The sequence below is a fragment of the Kitasatospora sp. NPDC001225 genome, from assembly GCF_053597855.1.
The window spans coordinates 15,708-32,488 of the sequence record NZ_JBSFJC010000097.1 but is presented as its reverse complement, the minus strand read 5'-3'; the positions used below and the strand labels follow the sequence as shown (position 1 = coordinate 32,488).

At 72.9% G+C, this 16,781-nt stretch carries 16 protein-coding genes and 1 pseudogene; 9 read left to right on the top strand and 8 right to left on the bottom strand.

Translation table 11 applies throughout. The features are described from left to right. Positions 1–15: 15 nt before the first annotated feature. Entirely contained in the window at positions 16–309 is a 294-nt protein-coding gene (locus ACWDCZ_RS28080) for a hypothetical protein (RefSeq protein WP_049649250.1), read from the bottom strand. 298 nt (positions 310–607) lie between these two features. Here ACWDCZ_RS28080 and ACWDCZ_RS28075 point away from each other — a divergent pair, with 298 nt between their 5' ends. The 9 genes from ACWDCZ_RS28075 (at position 608) to ACWDCZ_RS28035 (ending at position 12,565) form a co-directional block, all read left to right on the top strand. Continuing rightward, positions 608–1,678, top strand: coding sequence for a terpene synthase family protein (locus ACWDCZ_RS28075; RefSeq protein ID WP_449817272.1), 1,071 nt, complete (start codon positions 608–610; stop codon positions 1,676–1,678). Between the two features lie 218 nt (positions 1,679–1,896). Then, on the top strand, positions 1,897–2,187 hold the full coding sequence (locus ACWDCZ_RS28070) for a hypothetical protein (protein ID WP_049649248.1): 291 nt from the start codon (positions 1,897–1,899) through the stop codon (positions 2,185–2,187). A 960-nt stretch (positions 2,188–3,147) separates the two neighbouring features. Continuing rightward, the gene (locus ACWDCZ_RS28065; RefSeq protein ID WP_449817271.1) at positions 3,148–5,688 is read left to right on the top strand and encodes a lantibiotic dehydratase; all 2,541 of its coding nucleotides are present in this window, start codon (positions 3,148–3,150) and stop codon (positions 5,686–5,688) included. A gap of 167 nt (positions 5,689–5,855) precedes the next feature. Then, complete coding sequence (locus tag ACWDCZ_RS28060) at positions 5,856–7,715, top strand: hypothetical protein (RefSeq protein ID WP_449817270.1); 1,860 nt, start codon at positions 5,856–5,858, stop codon at positions 7,713–7,715. Further along, positions 7,691–8,521: a lantibiotic dehydratase gene (locus tag ACWDCZ_RS28055; RefSeq protein WP_449817274.1), complete on the top strand. Its 831-nt coding sequence runs from the start codon at positions 7,691–7,693 to the stop codon at positions 8,519–8,521. The genes ACWDCZ_RS28060 and ACWDCZ_RS28055 overlap by 25 nt, the downstream gene beginning before the upstream one ends. Beyond that, positions 8,425–9,762 carry an MFS transporter gene (locus ACWDCZ_RS28050; RefSeq protein ID WP_449817273.1) on the top strand — a complete coding sequence of 446 codons (1,338 nt, stop codon included), beginning with the start codon at positions 8,425–8,427 and terminating at the stop codon, positions 9,760–9,762. The genes ACWDCZ_RS28055 and ACWDCZ_RS28050 overlap by 97 nt, the downstream gene beginning before the upstream one ends. Before the next feature lie 21 nt (positions 9,763–9,783). Then, positions 9,784–10,902 (top strand): hypothetical protein, encoded by a 1,119-nt coding sequence (locus ACWDCZ_RS28045; RefSeq protein ID WP_380775450.1) that lies wholly within the window; start codon positions 9,784–9,786, stop codon positions 10,900–10,902. Then, complete coding sequence (locus tag ACWDCZ_RS28040; protein ID WP_049649243.1) at positions 10,899–11,636, top strand: HAD family hydrolase; 738 nt, start codon at positions 10,899–10,901, stop codon at positions 11,634–11,636. The genes ACWDCZ_RS28045 and ACWDCZ_RS28040 overlap by 4 nt, the downstream gene beginning before the upstream one ends. Continuing rightward, positions 11,633–12,565 carry a phosphotransferase family protein gene (locus tag ACWDCZ_RS28035; protein ID WP_049649242.1) on the top strand — a complete coding sequence of 311 codons (933 nt, stop codon included), beginning with the start codon at positions 11,633–11,635 and terminating at the stop codon, positions 12,563–12,565. The genes ACWDCZ_RS28040 and ACWDCZ_RS28035 overlap by 4 nt, the downstream gene beginning before the upstream one ends. Before the next feature lie 153 nt (positions 12,566–12,718). On the opposite strand, the gene ACWDCZ_RS28030 is transcribed toward ACWDCZ_RS28035, so the two are convergent. From ACWDCZ_RS28030 to ACWDCZ_RS28000, 7 genes and pseudogenes are all read right to left on the bottom strand, one after another. Beyond that, complete coding sequence (locus ACWDCZ_RS28030; RefSeq protein WP_159028308.1) at positions 12,719–12,928, bottom strand: hypothetical protein; 210 nt, start codon at positions 12,926–12,928, stop codon at positions 12,719–12,721. 225 nt (positions 12,929–13,153) lie between these two features. Further along, a pseudogene (locus ACWDCZ_RS28025) lies at positions 13,154–13,336 on the bottom strand (ATP-dependent Clp protease proteolytic subunit); the annotation flags it as partial. 1 nt (position 13,337) lies between these two features. Beyond that, positions 13,338–13,976, bottom strand: a complete 639-nt coding sequence (locus ACWDCZ_RS28020; protein WP_049649240.1) for an ATP-dependent Clp protease proteolytic subunit — start codon at positions 13,974–13,976, stop codon at positions 13,338–13,340. 128 nt (positions 13,977–14,104) lie between these two features. Then, the gene (locus tag ACWDCZ_RS28015) at positions 14,105–14,524 is read right to left on the bottom strand and encodes a hypothetical protein (RefSeq protein ID WP_449817269.1); all 420 of its coding nucleotides are present in this window, start codon (positions 14,522–14,524) and stop codon (positions 14,105–14,107) included. Between the two features lie 48 nt (positions 14,525–14,572). After that, entirely contained in the window at positions 14,573–14,896 is a 324-nt protein-coding gene (locus ACWDCZ_RS28010) for an arylamine N-acetyltransferase (RefSeq protein WP_449817268.1), read from the bottom strand. Between the two features lie 477 nt (positions 14,897–15,373). Then, on the bottom strand, positions 15,374–15,769 hold the full coding sequence (locus ACWDCZ_RS28005; protein WP_449817267.1) for a hypothetical protein: 396 nt from the start codon (positions 15,767–15,769) through the stop codon (positions 15,374–15,376). A gap of 179 nt (positions 15,770–15,948) precedes the next feature. Continuing rightward, on the bottom strand, positions 15,949–16,386 hold the full coding sequence (locus tag ACWDCZ_RS28000) for a DoxX family protein (protein WP_449817266.1): 438 nt from the start codon (positions 16,384–16,386) through the stop codon (positions 15,949–15,951). Positions 16,387–16,781: the final 395 nt, after the last annotated feature.

Below are 16,781 nucleotides of genomic sequence, written 5' to 3'. Positions count from 1 at the left end.
GCGGCCACGGGGGAGTCAGGGGACGTAGAGGCTCCGGGCGCCGGTGGCGCTCTCGTCGTCACCGGCGCTGATGCGGCCGAGCTCCTCTCCGTCGCAGTCCGGCCCCGAGTAGAGGGTCACGGCCGTGTCGGTGTTGTTGTCGACGATGCTGGAGTCCTCCAGGGGGTAGCAGCCGGAGGGGTCCGTGTAGACCTCCGCGTTGTTGAGGTAGAGGTTTCCGGTGGCCGCGGCGGCCGGGCCGACGGGCAGGACCAGGGCGGCAGCGGCCATCAACGGGACGCCGAGGGCGGCGCGGCAGGTGATTCTCATACCCTGCGCATATCCATTCCGGGCCGGTGCCGTGGCCGGGACGGGCAGGCGTCGCCCCTGGAGGGCGGGCCCGCTGGGCCGAATGCCGGACGAGTGCCGCCGGTACGGGCGAAGCGCCTACAGTCGGCCCGGACGTCATTCCGGACGAGCCGTCCGTTTCGGGGAAGGCACCGGAACGACCTCGACAGCCGGACGTCCACGGCGGTCACGGCGCGGCGCGCAACCCGACCCGTAGCGTAGGGGTGGCTCCGGCATGATCGGGGCCCGGAGCGGGTGCCGGGGCGGGAGACTGCCGACCATGGGGTTCCTTGCACGGCCGCGGTTCCACATGCCGTTCCGGTCCCGGCTCAACCCGCACGTCGATCAGGCCCGCGCACACGCCAGGGAGTGGGCCGGGCGGATGGGCATGTTCGACGAGGAGTACCTGGAGTGGCCGGAGCGATGGAGCGAGGACGCGTTCGGCCGGGCGGACTTCCCGCTGTTCGTCGCCCTGACCCACCCGGACGCCGGCGCCCACGAGTTGGAGCTCGTCACGGACTGGCACGTCGCCTTGTGGTTCGTCGACGATCTGTTCCTGCCGCTCGTCCGGCGCGACCACGACCGGGCGTCGGCCGAGGCCCGGGCGGAACGGCTGATGCGGTTCCTGCCGCTGGACGGCCTCCCACGGCCGCTCGTCCCGGACAATCCGGTGGAGCGGGCCTTCGCCGACCTGTGGTCCGGCACGGCCGCGACCATGACCCTGCCCTGGCGCGACCGGTTCGTCGGCAGCGTGCGGCGCTTCCTGGACGGAGTGCTGTGGGAGCTCGACCACGTCGACCACGCCGTGACCGACCTGATCGAGTACCTCGGGGCCCGCCGCGACTTCGGCGGCCTGCAGTTCACCGCCGTGCTGATGGAACACGCGGTCGGCGAGCTCCCGCGGCACGTCCACGGCCGCCGCGAGTTCCGCACCGCCCTGGACGCGTTCGTGGACGGCGTCAGCCTGCACAACGACATCGTGTCCTACGACCGGGAGGCCGCCGAGGGCACGGTCGGCAACAACGGTGTGGAGGTGACCCGCAAGGTCCTCGGGACCGACCGGCGCGGCGCCGAAGACATCGTCAACGCCCTGCTGACCGCCAGGGTGCACACCCTCGCCGGGGCCCCCGGGACCGTACCCCCCGACGCGGTGGAATTCGTCGGAGCCCTGCAGGAGGCACTGGCCGGTTCCTACCGGTGGCACGAGCTGACCGGCCGCTTCGGCCGAACGGCCTTCGGAGCCCTCGCGAAGCCCCGCGGGCTGGGCACCTCGGCGGCCTACGCCTTCCGGCCCGCGTCCTCGGCCGGGCCCCGGTCGACGTCGCCGTCGTCGCCGGCCGCGATCCCGTAGTCCTCGCTCACCGGTGGTCCTGCTGTCCCGCCGGCACCGTCGCCGTCTTGCCGGGCGCCCGCGGGCCCAGGAGCTCGCGAGCGCCCGGCAAGAGGGCGGGAAGACCACACGACCCTTCGGACGCGCGTCGGGTCGAGGCCGTGACCCGTGATCGACAAGGTCGTTGGTGATCCTCAGGGCAGGACGGGGGCCACATCCGTGAAGGCCGTCGCAAAGGCGTGCCCCCTTCGCCGGCTGTCCGGTCGAACGCGCACCGGACCACTTCCAGGGAGGTACAAGCATGTTTCCACCACGCGCTGCCACCGGCCCGGTTCGGACCCCTGTGGGGCTGCGAGGCCGAGGCCGCCGTCCTGGCCCTCTGCGACGACCTCGCCGCGGCCCTGACCGGCCCGGTCGCCCCCGCCGCGGCCGCGCGTATCGGCGCCCTGTGCGACCAGGTCGGCCTCCGGGCGGCCGAACCGCAGTCCCACTCCGTCCCCTCCCCGCTCGACGCGCCCACCCCCTGCTGAACCGCCGGTCGTCCCCGTACGCCCACGACGTACGCCCGTGACCCGGGTATCCGAACACCCACCCGCGCCCGCCCCGTCCCCGCGAGCAGCCGTCGGCCACGAGCAGGCAGCAGCACCTCCGCAGGAACCCGGACGAACGACCGCACCGTCCCCCGACACCGCACGCCGGCCCCGACCCCGCCCACGTTCCCGCCCCTGCTCGCCCGTCCCGGAGAACTCGACGTCACCGCACCCGAGTCGGTGCGCACGCTGGAGCACGCCGGGCGGTTGGTGTGCGACTTCCACGACGGGATCGACGAGGGCCCGGCCCGCCACGACGGGCCCGATCCCGCGCTCCTCGCCGAGCTGTCCGCCCCGTCCACGGAAGGGCCGAACGATGCGCGGCAGTTGATGTCACCGCACCCCCGGCAGCGACCGGCGGGTCCGGCGCGGGCATCGTCCCGTAGGGCGGGCAGGGACTCCTCGAGGCGGCGCCGGCGGCGTTCGGGCCTGGCGGCAGGCGGGGCAGCCGACGGCTGTCCTCGGCCGGGGGCCGCAGACTCACGGTCCGCGGCCGGGCGAGCACCGTCGCACGGTCGGGCGCGGCCCGGAACAGCGTCAGCGGAACGGCGAGCAGGGCGAACCCGCGTCGGCGACTGCCGCGTTCGCTGCTGGAGCTCACCGACGCCGCCACGCAACCCGTCCACGAAGCGGACGAGATGTTCGCGGCCATCGGCGCGCTCCAGGGCGCCCGCCCAGGGCCTCGAGCCCCGGCGGCGATCATGCGCGAAATAATCTTGGAAGGACACCGTCAAGCCGGGTACGATCCGCCGAGTACGAATCCGGGGGACTACACGGAGCTATCGGCTCGAGGTTCTTCTGCCGGGACAGGTGGCAGTGTGCCCGAAGCACGGGTGCCACGTCCTGACCGGCGGCGACCAGAGGTCCGGTTGGCACGCCGTGCGTAATGGGGGATGAGTCATGGCTGAAACCTGGACCGCGATGAGCCATGGGCTTCTCCGGCAGGCCGGCTTCGCACTGGACACACTGGATCCGTTGGCGCACGACCTCAGCGCCGAGCTGTCGGCGGCGCGAGCCGCGACGGACCACGCGGCCGAACTGGCCGACCAACTGGCGAAGATGATCCGCCAGGGTGACGTCGACGGCCGGCAGCGAGCGTTGTCCCGGCTCGGGCTGTTACGCGACCTCGCCGAAGAGGACGCCGCCGGGCTGCCGGCCGAGTTCGCCGAGTCACTGACGGGATATCAGGATGCGCTGCGGGGCCTGAAGAACAGTGTTTCCGCACTAGAGCAGCGGTACGCGGCAGCGCTGGAGGGGTCCCGGCGGTACGTCGCCCGGCTGTTCCGCGAGGACACCGCGCTTCGGCAGGTGCTTCTGCTCTCCAACGAGGCCCACTACCCGCGTTTCGCGTCCTGGCTGGACCGGGACGGCGCGCTGTCCGACCGGACCGGCCGCCGGATGACCGACCTGCTCACGATGTACCTGCAGCGGGTCGCTTCGAAGAACGAGACCACCTCCCACTTCGGGCCGGTGAGTGTGGGCTCCCTCACGCTCGAAGCGGGCGATCGAGACACGGCGGACGGTCTCACCTGGACGGATGGCCCGATCGAGCGCGTCGCCTTCTTCAGCCACTGGGCGGCGGAGCGCCTCGCGGAGACCTTCAGCGCCGACCCGCGGCTGCGCGGCCGGGTCCGGCCCCGCCTGCGACCGCTGGCCTTCCGGGACGGCGACCGGATCGACCTGTTCGCCTTCCGCACCCGGACCGGCATGCCCGGCGACTGGCGATTCGTGGTGGTGGGCAGCTCCGCCGTGGACGAGGCGGCCGACTGGCTGTGGTGCCACTGCGACGCCCGGCGCACCGTCGACGAACTCCACCGGGAATGGGCGGCGGGCACCGGACGCCCGGGCGCCGAACTGGACGAGGCGCTGAGCCGGGCCGAGGCGGACGGTTGGCTGGTGACGGCGGCGGAGATCCCGATCGGCGCCGTCAGGCCGCTCGACACGCTCAGTGAGCTGGTGGCAGAGGCGGACGGCGACGCCGGTGACCTCCACGCGGCCCTGGAACGCTTCGACCGCTTCCTCGCGGAGTTCCCGCTCGCCGCGGCGGCTGATCGGGCCGCGCTCCTCGCCTCGCTCAAGTCCGACTTCGAGGCGCTGACCGGTGGGGCCGCCGAGCGCCCCGGCGGCACCCACTACGCGGACCGGTCCCTCTTCTACGAGGAGGCGCACGGACCCCAGCGTGACCTGGTCGTCGGCCCGGGCCTCACCGACTTCGTCACCGGCGAGCTGACGCCCGTGTACGGGCTCGTCCTGCTCGCCCCGCGTCTGCGGATGCAGCGGGAGCGCGCGATCCTGACGCGGTGGGCACAGGACCGCTTCGGTATCGGTGTGGACGTCCCGTTGCACCACTTCTACCAGGCGTTCTTCGCCGACCGTCCGGAGCTGGAAGCCGCCTGCGCCGAGGTGGACGACGAGATCGCCGCCGTGGAGCGCGAGCTCAGGAAGGTCCTGCTCCCGGACACGGGCGAGGGCGCGGACCGGCGCGAGGTGCAGGTCGACCGAACGCGCCTCGAGGAGCTGATCGCCCGGCACTCGGGCGATGTGCCGGCCCTGTGCAGCCCCGACGTGATGCTCGCCGCCCGGGACGTCCGGGCCCTGGCCGATGGGGACTTCACGGCTGTGGTCGGGGACTGCCACGCCCTGCGTGACCCGCTCACCCACTCCAGTCTCGCCCCGTTGCTGGCCGCCCGCGCCGACGGCATCGTGGCCGAGGCCCAGCAGCGGTACGAGGAACTGCTGGATCCCGACGAGATCATCGTCGACCTGGCGCGTGCCCACCTCGACAAGACCGGTGCCCAACTGACCTACCCCTGCCCGGACGTCGAGGTGCACGGGCGGTCCGGCAAACCGCGCGACCAGGTCGTCCAGCCCGCACAACTGTCGGTGACGGTGGCGCCCGAGCACCTCGAGCTGCGAGCCCGGGGGGTGTCCGGCCGGCTGCGGCTCAAGTCCCCCTTCGCCGGTGGTCCGGGCATCCGCCACGATCCGCTTTCGGTGTTCGCCTTCCCCCGCCACTTCGGTGGAATCGGCATCCGCACCGACGACCTGGCGCACGTTCCCCGCATTCGCTGCGGCCGGGTGGTCCTGAGGCGTGAGAGCTGGCGGGTGCCCGTCTCCGACCTGCGCCCGTGGTCGCCCGGCGGCCACGCGGTGGCCGCGGACACGGCGGCGCACCTGGGGGCCGTACGGCTGCGCGAGCGGCTCGGGCTGCCCCGGTACTGCTTCGTGAAGATCCCCGGCGAGCCCAAGCCGGTCTTCCTGGACTGGGAGGCGCCCCTGCTGGTGCGCCAGCTCGTCCGGCTCGTCAAGGGCGCCGAGGGGGCGCTGGAATTCAGCGAGATGCTGCCCGGGCCCGACGGGCTCTGGCTGGAGGTGGACGGCCGCCGCCACACCAGCGAGCTGCGCTGCACGGTCTTCTCCCGGACGGACGCGCCCGCGTAGCCCGGCCGTTCCCCGAGCGCGGGCTGACGCGCCCGCCGGCCCGCCCCTCCACCCCCTCCACGCGCGCCCGCGCCTGCCCTCGCCCGCCTGTCGGCAGGGCCCTCGGCAGGCCGCGGTGCCCAGCCCGTACGGGCTCCCACCCTCCCACGAGCCGAGAGGTTCTCTTGATGGCGACCACGGACAGCCCGAGCCCGCCGGCCCGGTACTCCCGTTCCCCCCTCGCGTCGGGCCGACCCCGGTGGTCACTGGCGCCCACCGCGCTCGTCCGCCAGGCCGGCTTCCCGCTCGAACTGCTCTCCGGTCTGGTCGACGAGGGCGCCGACGCCGAGGCACGCGCCCTGTTCGACCGGTACGCCGCACTGCTGGAGGCCGCGGCCGCGGCGAAGGAGGAGCTGAAGCGGCCCCCGGTGGCCGCCGACGAGGCCCTCAGCAGGGCCGTCGGCGACGCGATCGGCAACGCGATCGGCATGCTGCGGCCGCTGACCGAGCCGGACCTGGCCGCGGCCACGCGTGAACTGGGCCCACGGAGCGGTCCGTTGGCCGGTTTCCAGAACCAGGTCACGGAACTGCGGCGGGCCTGCCGGGAGTTCGCCGAGAGTCACGCGCAGCGGATGTGGGAGGGGCGACTGGCCGTCGCCGAGGTCTTCGCCGACGAACGGCTCCGGGACGTCCTGCTGCTGTCGAACGACGCCGCCGCACCCCAGTTCCTGGCCTGGCTGGACGCCTTCGACCCGACGGTGACCGGTCGTCGGCGCGCCCACGCACAGAAGATGACCGACCTGCTCACGATGTACCTCCAGCGAGTCACCACGAAGAACGAGACCCACTCGCACTTCGGACCTCTGAACGTCGCCCGGGTCGCAGGCGGGGGGACACTCGACTGGACCGACGGATCCGCCGTCCTGCGCCGCGCCTACGTCAGCCACTGGGCGGCGGCCCGGCTGGCCAGGAAGCTCGGCGAGGACCCCGCCCTGCGCACGCTCGTCCGGCCCCGCCGGCTGCCGTTCGCCTTCCTCGACCAGGGCGACGGCGCTCACACAGGCGTCGACCTCTACTCGTGCGGCGTGGAGTCGGCCCCGGGTGTCGACTGGCGCTTCGACCGGATCGGACGCGTCGCCGTCGGTCCGGCCCAGGACTGGCTGCTGCGCCGACTCGACGGCGTCCGGACGCTGGAGGAACTGTCCGCCGAGTGGTACGGCAGGTTCGGGGCCTCCGCCGACGGCGACGGCGACGACGGCCCCGGGTTCGACGAGGCGCTCGCCGACCTCGCCGACCGCGGCCTGGCCACCGCCTGGCCGGAGGTACCCGTCGGGGATCCCCGGCCGCTCGCCGCACTGCGCGCGCAGCTCGTCGCCGCCGACGCCGGAGACCACCCCGCGATGGCGTGGACGGTTGAGCTGGAAGCCGCCGTCGCCGCCTTCGCCCAGGCCCCGTACCCCGAACGGCCGACCGCGCTCGCCGCTCTGAAAGCCCGCTTCGAGGAGCTCACGGCCGGCCCGGCGAACCGCTTCGGAGGCCACCACTACGCCGACCGCAGCGTGGTGTGGGAGGAGGCCCACGGCGAGCTCGACGACCTGCGGATCGGCTCGGAACTCGCCGAGGTCCTCAGCGAGGAGCTGGCGTTCGTCTACGAGATCGCGCTCGCGGCCCCCCGCCTGCGGCTGCGCCTGGAGACCGACATCCTCACCCGCTGGTTCCGCGACCGTTTCGGCCCGGACCGCCCCGTTCCGCTGGCCGACTTCTACCGTGCGTTCGTCGAGGACCGCGAGCAACTCGCCCTGCGCTGCTCCGACGTGACGACGGAGGTGGACCGGCTGCGGGCCACCGTGGCCCGGCAGCTGCTCGGCACGGCCGACCCGGCGGCCCGCGAGATCGTCGTGCCCGACGAGCGGATCGATGAACTCAGGGCCGGTCTCCCCCAGGGGCCCGCCGCCTTCTGTAACCCGGACGTGCTGCTCGCCGCGAGCGGGCCGCAGGAGAGTTCCAGGTCGTCGTCGGAGAACTGCACGCGGGCCGGGACCTGCTGACCCACAGCAGCCTCTCGGTCCAAGCCGTCGAGCGCGCGCCCCGACTGACCGAGGAGATCGAAGCGCGGTACCGGACCCTCCTGGCCGAGGACGAGATCCTCGTGGACGTGCTGCGCGGCCATCAGGACAAGACCGCCTGCCAGCAATCCTTCCCGGGACCGGACCTGGAGATCCTGGGCCGCTCGCCGAAGGACCGCGCCGATGTCCTGCACCCCTCGGACCTCCACCTGCTCCTGAACGGCCCCCGGCTGGAGCTACGCACCCAAGGGCGACCGGAAAGGATCCGGCTGCTCGCACCCCCCGCCGGCGGCTACACCCTCATGGACGACCCGCTGGCGCCCTTCGCGTTCCCGCGTCTGCACGGCGGCAACGGCCTCGACCTCGGCGAGCTCCCGCACGTTCCGCGCATCCGCCACCGGCGCACCGTCCTGCAGCGCGAACTCTGGCGGATCCCCGCCTCGGAGCTGCGCGGGTGGTCGCCCACCGGCAGTCCGGTGAAGGCCGACGACGCGGCCGAGTACCTCACCGCCTGCCGGCTGCGCGCCCGGTATGGGTGGCCGCGCCGAGTGTTCGCGAAGCTGCCCGGCCAGCCCAAGCCCGTCTACGTGGACTGGGACGCCCCTCTGATCGTCCGGCAGTTCTTCCGGCTGGTGCGCGGGGTCGAGGGAACGGTCGTGATCTCCGAGCTGCTGCCGTCCACCGAGCAGCGCTGGCTGCGGGTGAACGGAGCGTCGTACACGAGCGAGCTGCGCTACGCCGTGTTCGCCCCGAACGACGGCGGAGCAGCCGACGGACAGCCGGCATGACCCGGACCGCGGGTTCCGAGACCGCCTACCGCAGGCTGCTCACGGCCTCGACCATATCCGCGCTGGGCGACGGCGTCCGGTTCTCGGCCCTGCCGCTGTTGGCCGCGGCCCTGCTCGACTCCCCTTTCGCGGTCAGCCTGGTCACCGCCTCCTCCACCCTGCCCTGGCTGTTGCTCAGCCTCCCGATCGGCGCCCTGGCGGACCGGTGCGACCGGCGTGCGCTGATGGTCGCCGCCGACCTCCTGCGGGCCGGCGCGCTCGCCATCGCCGTGGTCCTGCTGCTGAACGACGCACTGCACCTGTGGTCCCTGGTGGCCGTCGCGTCGGTGCTCGGCATCGGTGAGGTCCTCTTCGACTGCGCCTCGTTCGCCGTGCTGCCCGCACTGGTGACGGCCGAGCGCCTGCCCTCCGCGAACGGGCGGTTGTTCACCTCCCAGACGCTGAGCCGCGACATGGTCGGGCACGTCCTCGGCGGCTGGCTCTTCGGGATCGGCCAGTTCGTGCCGCTGTTGGTGAACACCGTCTCGTTCCTGCTGTCGGCCGGCTTCCTCAGCGCTCTGCCGGCCAGCCGGTCGAGCCGTCCCGACACCCCCCGCAAGCTGCTCCAGGAGATCGCCGAAGGCATCGCCTTCGTCGCCCGCGACCGCCTGATGCGGGCGCTCACGCTCGCGGCGGGACTCGTCAACGCCGTCTACCTCGGGCAGATCGCGATCTTCGTCCTGCTGATCCGGGAGACCTTGCACGTCCCCGCGTCCAGCTACGGCCTGTTCGTCGCCGCCTCCGCGCTCGGAGGGGTGCTGGGCGGCGCGGTCGCGGACCGGGCCACCCGTCGGCTGGGACGCGCCCGCGCGCTCGCCGCCGCCCTCGCGGTGGTCGCCGCCTGCGGCCCCGTCATCGCCGCCACCACCAGCCCATGGGTCGTCGGCGCCGCCAACCTCGCCTCCGGCGCCGCCATCATGGTCTGGAACGTCGTGGCCGTCTCCGTACGCCAATCCCTGGTGCCCGAGCAGATGTTGGGGCGCTCCATCGGCGTCTACCGGCTCTTCGCCTGGGGCACGATGCCGCTCGGCGCCGCCCTCTACGGTCTGCTCGCCGACCTCTGGGGCACGCGCGCCGCGTTCCTCGCCGGCAGCCTCCTGGCGGTGGCGGCCCTGCTGCTGGTCGTCCCCGCCCTGCTGTCCGAGGCCCGGCTCGCCAGGGCCGATCCGGCCGTGCCCGCCGTCGACCAACCGAAGTCATAGCCCTGCGATGAAGGGACAGTCGTGATTGCTGTAGAGAATGAGGCCGCCCTGGTCGGCATGGCGGTGTTCCGTGCCGCCGCCGAGGTGCGCAACCGGACCGTCGTCACCGCGGGCGGGGAGCGCCACCCGGTCTCGCCGGTGTCGGGCGGGTTCGTCGCACTGCGTCCGCGCGGATTCGAGCAGGACCTGACCGCGTCGCTCGGTGCCCTCGGCTGGGGGCGCCCGGTGGCCTTCGTCGGGGACCAGTGGGGGCTGGCAGGGTTCGCCGCCGCGGCCACCGAGTCCGCCCTGCTGGAGGCGCCGTCCGGGGCCGCCCGGACGGGAGTGTCCTTCGTGATGCCCGACGCGTTCCTCGCCCGCAGGAAGTCGGCCATCGAGCGTCGGCTGGAACGATGTCGCACGAAGCCGCGGGGTGCCGTCCAGACCGTCCACGCGGTCGGGGTAGGCCCCTGGACCGTCGCCGACCCCGCAGAGGCCGTCCGGGCGCTCGAAGGAGTCGAGGACATCGTCATGTCGGACTGGACGCACGCCAACACCTTCCCGCTGCTGCCCGACCACGACCGGCTGACCGCACACGTCCTGCCGTACGAGTTCGGCGACTTCGACGCCAACATCCACCACGTCGACGACGCGTTGCGCGGCCTCCACGAGAAGGGGGTCGACCGGGTCGGCCTGCTCATCGAGGGGAATCCGGACACCTACGACGTCCTGGACGGCCTTCCCGTCACCAACCGGGAGATCAGGGTCACCCCCGGTGTGCCGATCGGCCTGCTCGCCGCCTCCCACAACGCGGATCGCTTCCGCACCGACCCGTTCGCGCGCTCCTTCGCCTACTTCTCGGGCCTGCACAGTCGGCACAAGCTCCCCGCCGAGCAGTTCCTCGGCGAGCTCACCTGCTACCTCGCCGCCGGAATCACCTGCGTGCTGGTCGAGATGTACAAGGGCGACGTCGAACTCGCCCTGCGCGCCGCCCGGCTGAGCGGACGTCCGGCCACCGCCGTGCTGATGAGCGACTACTTCTCCGGCTCGGAGAACACCCTCGTCCTGAACCGGCCCGACGCCGAGGCCGCCCATCACGCCGCCGAGGCCACCCGAGGCGGCCTGTGCACCATGCTCATCACCGACGAGGAACTGCGATGACCTCCGCGCCGACCCCCGGCCCCGCCCTGCCCGCCGTCCTCTTCGACGCCGCCGACACCCTCGTCGAGCTCGTGCCCGCGATACCCGAGCTGCTCTCCACCGCCTGGCTCGGCCGGGACGGGGCCCCCGACACCACCGCCGTCCGCCAGGCGCTGTGGGCCATCGGCTCCGAAGGCGACTGGCCCGACGACGAACCCGACCCCGAGCGACGACTCGCCATGTGGAGCCGGTTCTGCCGCGAGGCGCTGCGCAGGGCCGGGGGCAACGCCTCGGCCGAGGCGGCCGAGCGCGCGGCCCGGCACATCCTCGACCCGGCCCGGTACCGTGCCTACCCCGACGCCGTACCGTGCCTGCGGGCCCTGCGCGCGGCCGGCCACCCGCTCGCCCTGGTCTCCAACTTCGACCGGTGGCTGCGCGACATCCTCGACGGCACCGGCCTCACGGGGCTCTTCGACACCGTCGTCATCAGCAGCGAGGTCGGGTTGGAGAAGCCCGGACCGGAGATCTTCGTCCTCGCCTGCGAACGGCTCGGCCGTCCACCGGGGGAGTGCGTCTTCGTCGGCGACTCGGTCGTCATCGACGTCGAGGGAGCCCAGAGGGCGGGTCTGCATCCAGTCCTGCTCGACCGCTACGCTCGCTTCCCCGGCTTCACGGGCCCCCGCGTCACCACCCTGGACGGCTTCGCGGCCCTGGCCACCCATCTCCCGATCCCCGCCGGAAGGACCGCCCAGTGACGACAGACCCCCGACACGGCGAGCCGGACACCCACGAGCTGGACACCCACGAGGTGGCCGTCCGGGTGGCCCGGGAACGCGGGATCGAACTGCGCGGCCTCGCCGGGGAGGGCGTGGACTTCGCCGTCTACCGCGCCCACTGCGCCACCCACGGCGAGGTCGCCCTGCGCGTTCCCCGGCACCGGGTCTACTCCGCGCCCTACGGGCGGGTGGAGGCCGGTGACCTCGTCCGCCAGGAGCACGAGATCGCCGGGCTCCTCGCCCGCCAGGGCCTGCCCACCGCCCCCGCGCTCGAACTGATCACCATGGCGGACGGCCTCGTCGTCTCCCTCGCGGGCTACGTGCGGCACGACGGGCTGACGGTTTCCCCGAAGGAGGTCGGTGCGTTCCTGGCGGCCCTCCACCGGGTGGAGCCACCGTCGATCGAACTCGCCTACCAGGAGCCCGGGGACTTCCCGTCCTTCCTCACCACGCGGCTGGTGACCCGTCACGCGACCCTGCGCGGGTTCGCCCCCGACCTGCCCGAGCTGCCCCATCCCGACGGGATGCGCGCGGTGCTCGAAGCCGAGGAGGGCGAGCCGCGCCTGCTGCACCTGGACGTCCGTCGGCAGAACCTGCTCGGCAGCGGGGGGCGGCTCACCGCCGTCGTCGACTGGTCCAACGCCCTGGTCGGCCCGGTCCTGATGGAGCTGGCCAGGGTCGCCGAGTACGCCAGGCTGGCGGACAACGGCATCGACGCGGACGGCATCCTGGCCGGCTACGCGGACTCGGCCGAGCTGCCCGACCTGTACTCCAGGGCCGCCCTCCTGCACCGGCTCGACACCGTCGTGATGCTGGCGCTGGTCTTCCACTCGGTGGCCCCCGACCCGGCCCGCGCGGCCGATCTGACCGCCCGCGCCCGCCACCTGCTGGAGCGCCTCCGAGGCTGAACCGCCACACGGCCGGCGTCCGACACCGGACACCTTGATCATCCTGTGGGACTGCACCGGCGACCCGAACGAGAAGTTCCAGCTCATCGCCGTACAGGCCTGACCGTAACTCCGGATCAAGAGTGGTGGGGTGACCGTGGCCGGATGCCACGGTCACCCTTCCGGTTTCAGCCGGTTCGGCCGATTCGGCCGTGAGCGGCCCGTGGAACGCGCCGTCGCCCCACCGTCGGCGGCGAGGTACCGCGCGGACGTGAGGTCCCGGGGGATGCCGGATTCGTTGGCGCTGGTGCCAATGGTGATGGCCAAGCCCTTCTGGTTCGTGGCACGGCTGTACATGGCGGTCAGCGGGCTGAGGACCAGCACGACCGGTGCGTTGCGGTCGAGGACGGCCTTCCCGCCACGGATCGTGGGCGGTGCCGGTGACCGCGATCGTCCAAGTCCGGGTGCCCCCGTCGGATCGTCGCGCGCGCAGCCGAGGCAGACGCGCGTGTCGGGCGATGCGACTGCTGCGGGCAGGTGTCACTGCGGCGGCCTGCGAGTCTTGCCGTCACCATGCACTGCGGTGGTGCTGCTCGTACGCCGTCGGGCGTCGCGTTCCGGGTTCTCCGACTCCAGGTGCAGGAGCTGCGCGATGACCACGTTGGCGACGCCGTCGTCGATCTCGGTGCCGAGGAAGACGATCCGCTCGTTCAGCAGCCGGCTGAAGACGTCGTAGGACCGCTCGCCCTGCGCGGTGCGCTGGACGACGTAGGGGACCGCGTACGAGCCCATGTCACAGCCCCATCCGTCGGCGGGAGGAGGCCGGACGGATGTCGGCGACCGACTCCACCACCCGGTCCACGATCCCGTACTCCCTGGCCTGTTCGGCGGTGAACCAGCGGTCCCGGTCGCCGTCGCGCGCGATCGTCTCCTCGCTCTGCCCGGTGTGCTCGGCGGTGATCCGCTCGATGGCCCGCTTGGTGAACTGGAGGTTCTCCGCCTGGATCTCGATGTCCGCGGCGGTGCCGCCGATGCCGGCCGAGGGCTGGTGCATCATGATCCGCGCGTTCGGCAGCGCGAACCGCTTGCCGGGCGAGCCCACGGCGAGCAGGAACTGGCCCATGCTGGCGGCGAACCCCATCGCCAGCGTGGAGACGTCGTTCGGGATGAGCCGCATGGTGTCGTAGACGGCGAGCCCCGCGCTGACCGACCCGCCGGGGCTGTTGATGTACAGGCCGATGTCGGAGCGCGGGTCCTCCGCCGACAGCAGCAACAGCTGTGCGCACACCCGGTTCGCCGACACGTCGTCGACCTGGGTGCCGAGGAGGACGATCCGCTGGGCGAGCAGCTGCGCCGCGAGGTGGTCGTCGAAAGGGCTGGGCGGGGTGTCGCCCTCCCCCGCGCGGGGCGGGGGCGTGGTGAGTGGAGCCATCTGCTCTCCCTGGTCGGGGCGGAGTTGCCGTCCACTCCACTGTCGACCCGCGAGCGCTCCCCGATGCCGTCCTTCTGCCCGCCGCAGATTCGCCACGGGCAGAGCCGGGAGCCGGGCCCCGGCCCGCGTCAGCGCGGGTAGGTGCGGAACCTCGCCTTGCGCAGGCGGTACCACCGGGCGACCGGATCGCCAGGCCAGTCGTCCGGTCCGTCCTCGGCTCCGTCCTCGTCGAAGCCCTCGGGCACCGCGCGGGCCATCGCGTCGCGCGCCTTGAGCAGGAGGTCCCGGCCTTCCCGCCAGGGCTCGGCGTCCCCGCCTCCCGGCAGTCCGTCCGGTCCCGCCACCAGTTCCGCACCGGCTTCCAGCGCCTCGGCCAGCCTGGCCAGACTGTCGCGCAGCACGGCCGCGATCTCCCGCGGATCCGGATCGTCCAGCCCGCGGTAGGAACAGTGGTGATCCATCGCGTAGGAGAACACCTGGACGGCGTCGGCCAGTTCGCGGACGGCGTGGTCGCCGACGGGGCGGTCCAGCTCGGAGGTGTCGTTCATGGTGTCCTTCGGTCCCGGTCTGCGCTCAGCCCGAAGGCTACCGGCGCACTACCCCGAAGGCACCGGGGTTTCCGGCCGGTGCACCGGCACCGGCAGCCCGGCGCGCGCCGCCCCTCGGCCCGGCAGGCCCGGGAGCCGGCCCAGGGCGATCCCGACGTCGCCGCGGTACGCGGCGAGGCTCCGCTCGGTGCGCCCGCCGGCCAGGCTGGTGGTGATCAGGCGGTTGCCGCCGAGCGCGACCCGGCCGCCGTCCGCGGTGAGCATCGAGCAGGTCGTCGAGCGGGTGAAGTGGGAGTCCGGCGCGGTGGCCTGCCACCGGCAAGCCGGGCCGAAGTCGGCTGGGCCGATCAGGAAATCAACGGCCGCTGGCACGACGGACCCCCGTTCTGAACCGCCAGGTCGGCCTGCCTGGTGGCCAGGCGAGCGGGCCGACCCCGTCGGCTACGCGCAGGTGTCACGTATATCGGCACACTGAGTCCTGCCGCGGACCGGACGGTTCCGTGGCTTTATCAGCGCTCTGGACTGCAGCCCGGGCAGATGTTGTCGTCGTTGAACTCAAAGTGCACGCCGCTCGGCTGTAGATGGTTGGACCTGCAGACAGTGCACAGGTCCCCGCCGCAGTTTCCGCAGCCCACGTAGCGGCCGCCGGCGTACTCATAACGCCGCTTCTCAATCCATGGGGCATCACATGTCATACCGGGTCTCCCTTCAGCGAGATCATCTCCGTTCGCCTCGGGTTAACGAGTGCACCCACACGATGGTTGCAGGAGGCAGGACGTACAGCCGCCGAGGGTTCTCCGCGCCTGCGGCAGGCCTTGAGGGTGGCCGGGACGGCCGGCGGCAGGCCACTCAGCGGCTCCCACTCGCCGCCGACAGCTCCGTCCACCCGCACACCCGCCCGCGGCTGCCGAGCGGCTGCCAGATGGGTGCGGACGGTCCGCGCTGGACCGGGTCCTCGATCCGGGCGGCGACGGCCGGGACAGCGGCCGGCATCTCGGCGACGGCCGGGTTCTCCTCGGCGGCCAGCCGCGGGTCCGCCACCGCCGAGCGCACCCCGGGGGCCGCCATGCCGACCAGGACCACCAGCAGCCACGGGAAGGAGCGCCGGCGCCGCTCCCACGCCCGGCCCCGGCCGTCCGGACCCGATCGCTCCCACAGTAGGGCGCAGGCCGCCGGCTGCGCCGCGGTTTCCTCGGTGCCGACCCCGGGGCGGTGCCGTTCGACGCCGGCGCCTGGCGGATCCACTGGACCTGGGGCCCGGGCACCGGCGCTGGCCGCCCCGAGCACGACGGCCAGGGGACGATGCGGTGCTCACCGTGCTGCTCATCGGCCCTCGCTGTTGCCGCCGCCACGCTCGCGCGGCGCCGTTCCGGCGCCCGTGCCGCGGCTCAGGCCTCTGCTGACGGACCCTTTCAAGCACCAGGTCAGCGCGAGCGGCTGAGCAGCTCGGCCGTCTCGGCCCGTCGGTTCCAGGCGATGACGGCCAGCGGCACCATGAAGATGAACGGGGTCCCCGCGTTCTCGCCGTGCATCGCGGTGAGCTGGGTGACGAACGCGAACGCCAGGAAGACGATCAGTGCCGTCGCGGCCGGCCCGGCCAGCCGGCGGACCAGCAGGCCGACCGCTCCGGCCAGTTCCACCAGTCCGGTCAGGTACATGAACCAGTGGCCTGCCCCGATGGCGTCGAAAACGGTCGTGGCGGCGGGGAGCGCGAGCAGCTTGGGCAGCGCGCTGGCCAGGGCGAAGAAGAGTGCGAGCAGGATTCGCAGCGTCCAGACCACCCGGACCACGGCCGTGCTGGACTTCGTGGAGGTGGCGGTGGCGGTGGAGGTGGCGGTGGTCGTGGTGGCGGTGCTGGACATTTCAGGTCTCCCTGGTCGGCTGTCGTTGCTTTCTCAGGTTTGACCGCCGCTACCGCCTGAACTCATCGCTCTCGGGAGGAAAAGTCTTCCGGCAGCCCCACCTCCAGTACCGGCGGCTCGCCGCTGACCCCCGCCACCCCGGCCCGCGTGCCTACCGCTACCACGCCCTGCCCGGCCACACCGGCCACCGCGTCTTCGGCTCCTACGTCGAGAACGGCGCCTCCCCCCGGTGGCGGGCACCCGGCAGCGCGCGGAGGCGCCGGCCGCGTGCACGACCAGGAGCTCCGGGTCCAGGGCCCGTACGTTCCCCGGAACGACCAGCCGGATGAGGTCGAGCCGACCCGCCGACCCCTGCGGCCCGCCCCTCTATCTCCAATGACCATTGTTCCTAGAAT

Coding starts and splice junctions, on each gene's coding strand:
- ACWDCZ_RS28080 (WP_049649250.1), bottom strand. CDS start 309: ATGAGAATCACCTGCCGCGCCGCCCTCGGCGTCCCGTTGATGGCCGCT.
- ACWDCZ_RS28075 (WP_449817272.1), top strand. CDS start 608: ATGGGGTTCCTTGCACGGCCGCGGTTCCACATGCCGTTCCGGTCCCGG.
- ACWDCZ_RS28065 (WP_449817271.1), top strand. CDS start 3,148: ATGGCTGAAACCTGGACCGCGATGAGCCATGGGCTTCTCCGGCAGGCC.
- ACWDCZ_RS28060 (WP_449817270.1), top strand. CDS start 5,856: ATGGCGACCACGGACAGCCCGAGCCCGCCGGCCCGGTACTCCCGTTCC.
- ACWDCZ_RS28040 (WP_049649243.1), top strand. CDS start 10,899: ATGACCTCCGCGCCGACCCCCGGCCCCGCCCTGCCCGCCGTCCTCTTC.
- ACWDCZ_RS28020 (WP_049649240.1), bottom strand. CDS start 13,976: ATGGCTCCACTCACCACGCCCCCGCCCCGCGCGGGGGAGGGCGACACC.
- ACWDCZ_RS28015 (WP_449817269.1), bottom strand. CDS start 14,524: ATGAACGACACCTCCGAGCTGGACCGCCCCGTCGGCGACCACGCCGTC.
- ACWDCZ_RS28000 (WP_449817266.1), bottom strand. CDS start 16,386: ATGTCCAGCACCGCCACCACGACCACCGCCACCTCCACCGCCACCGCC.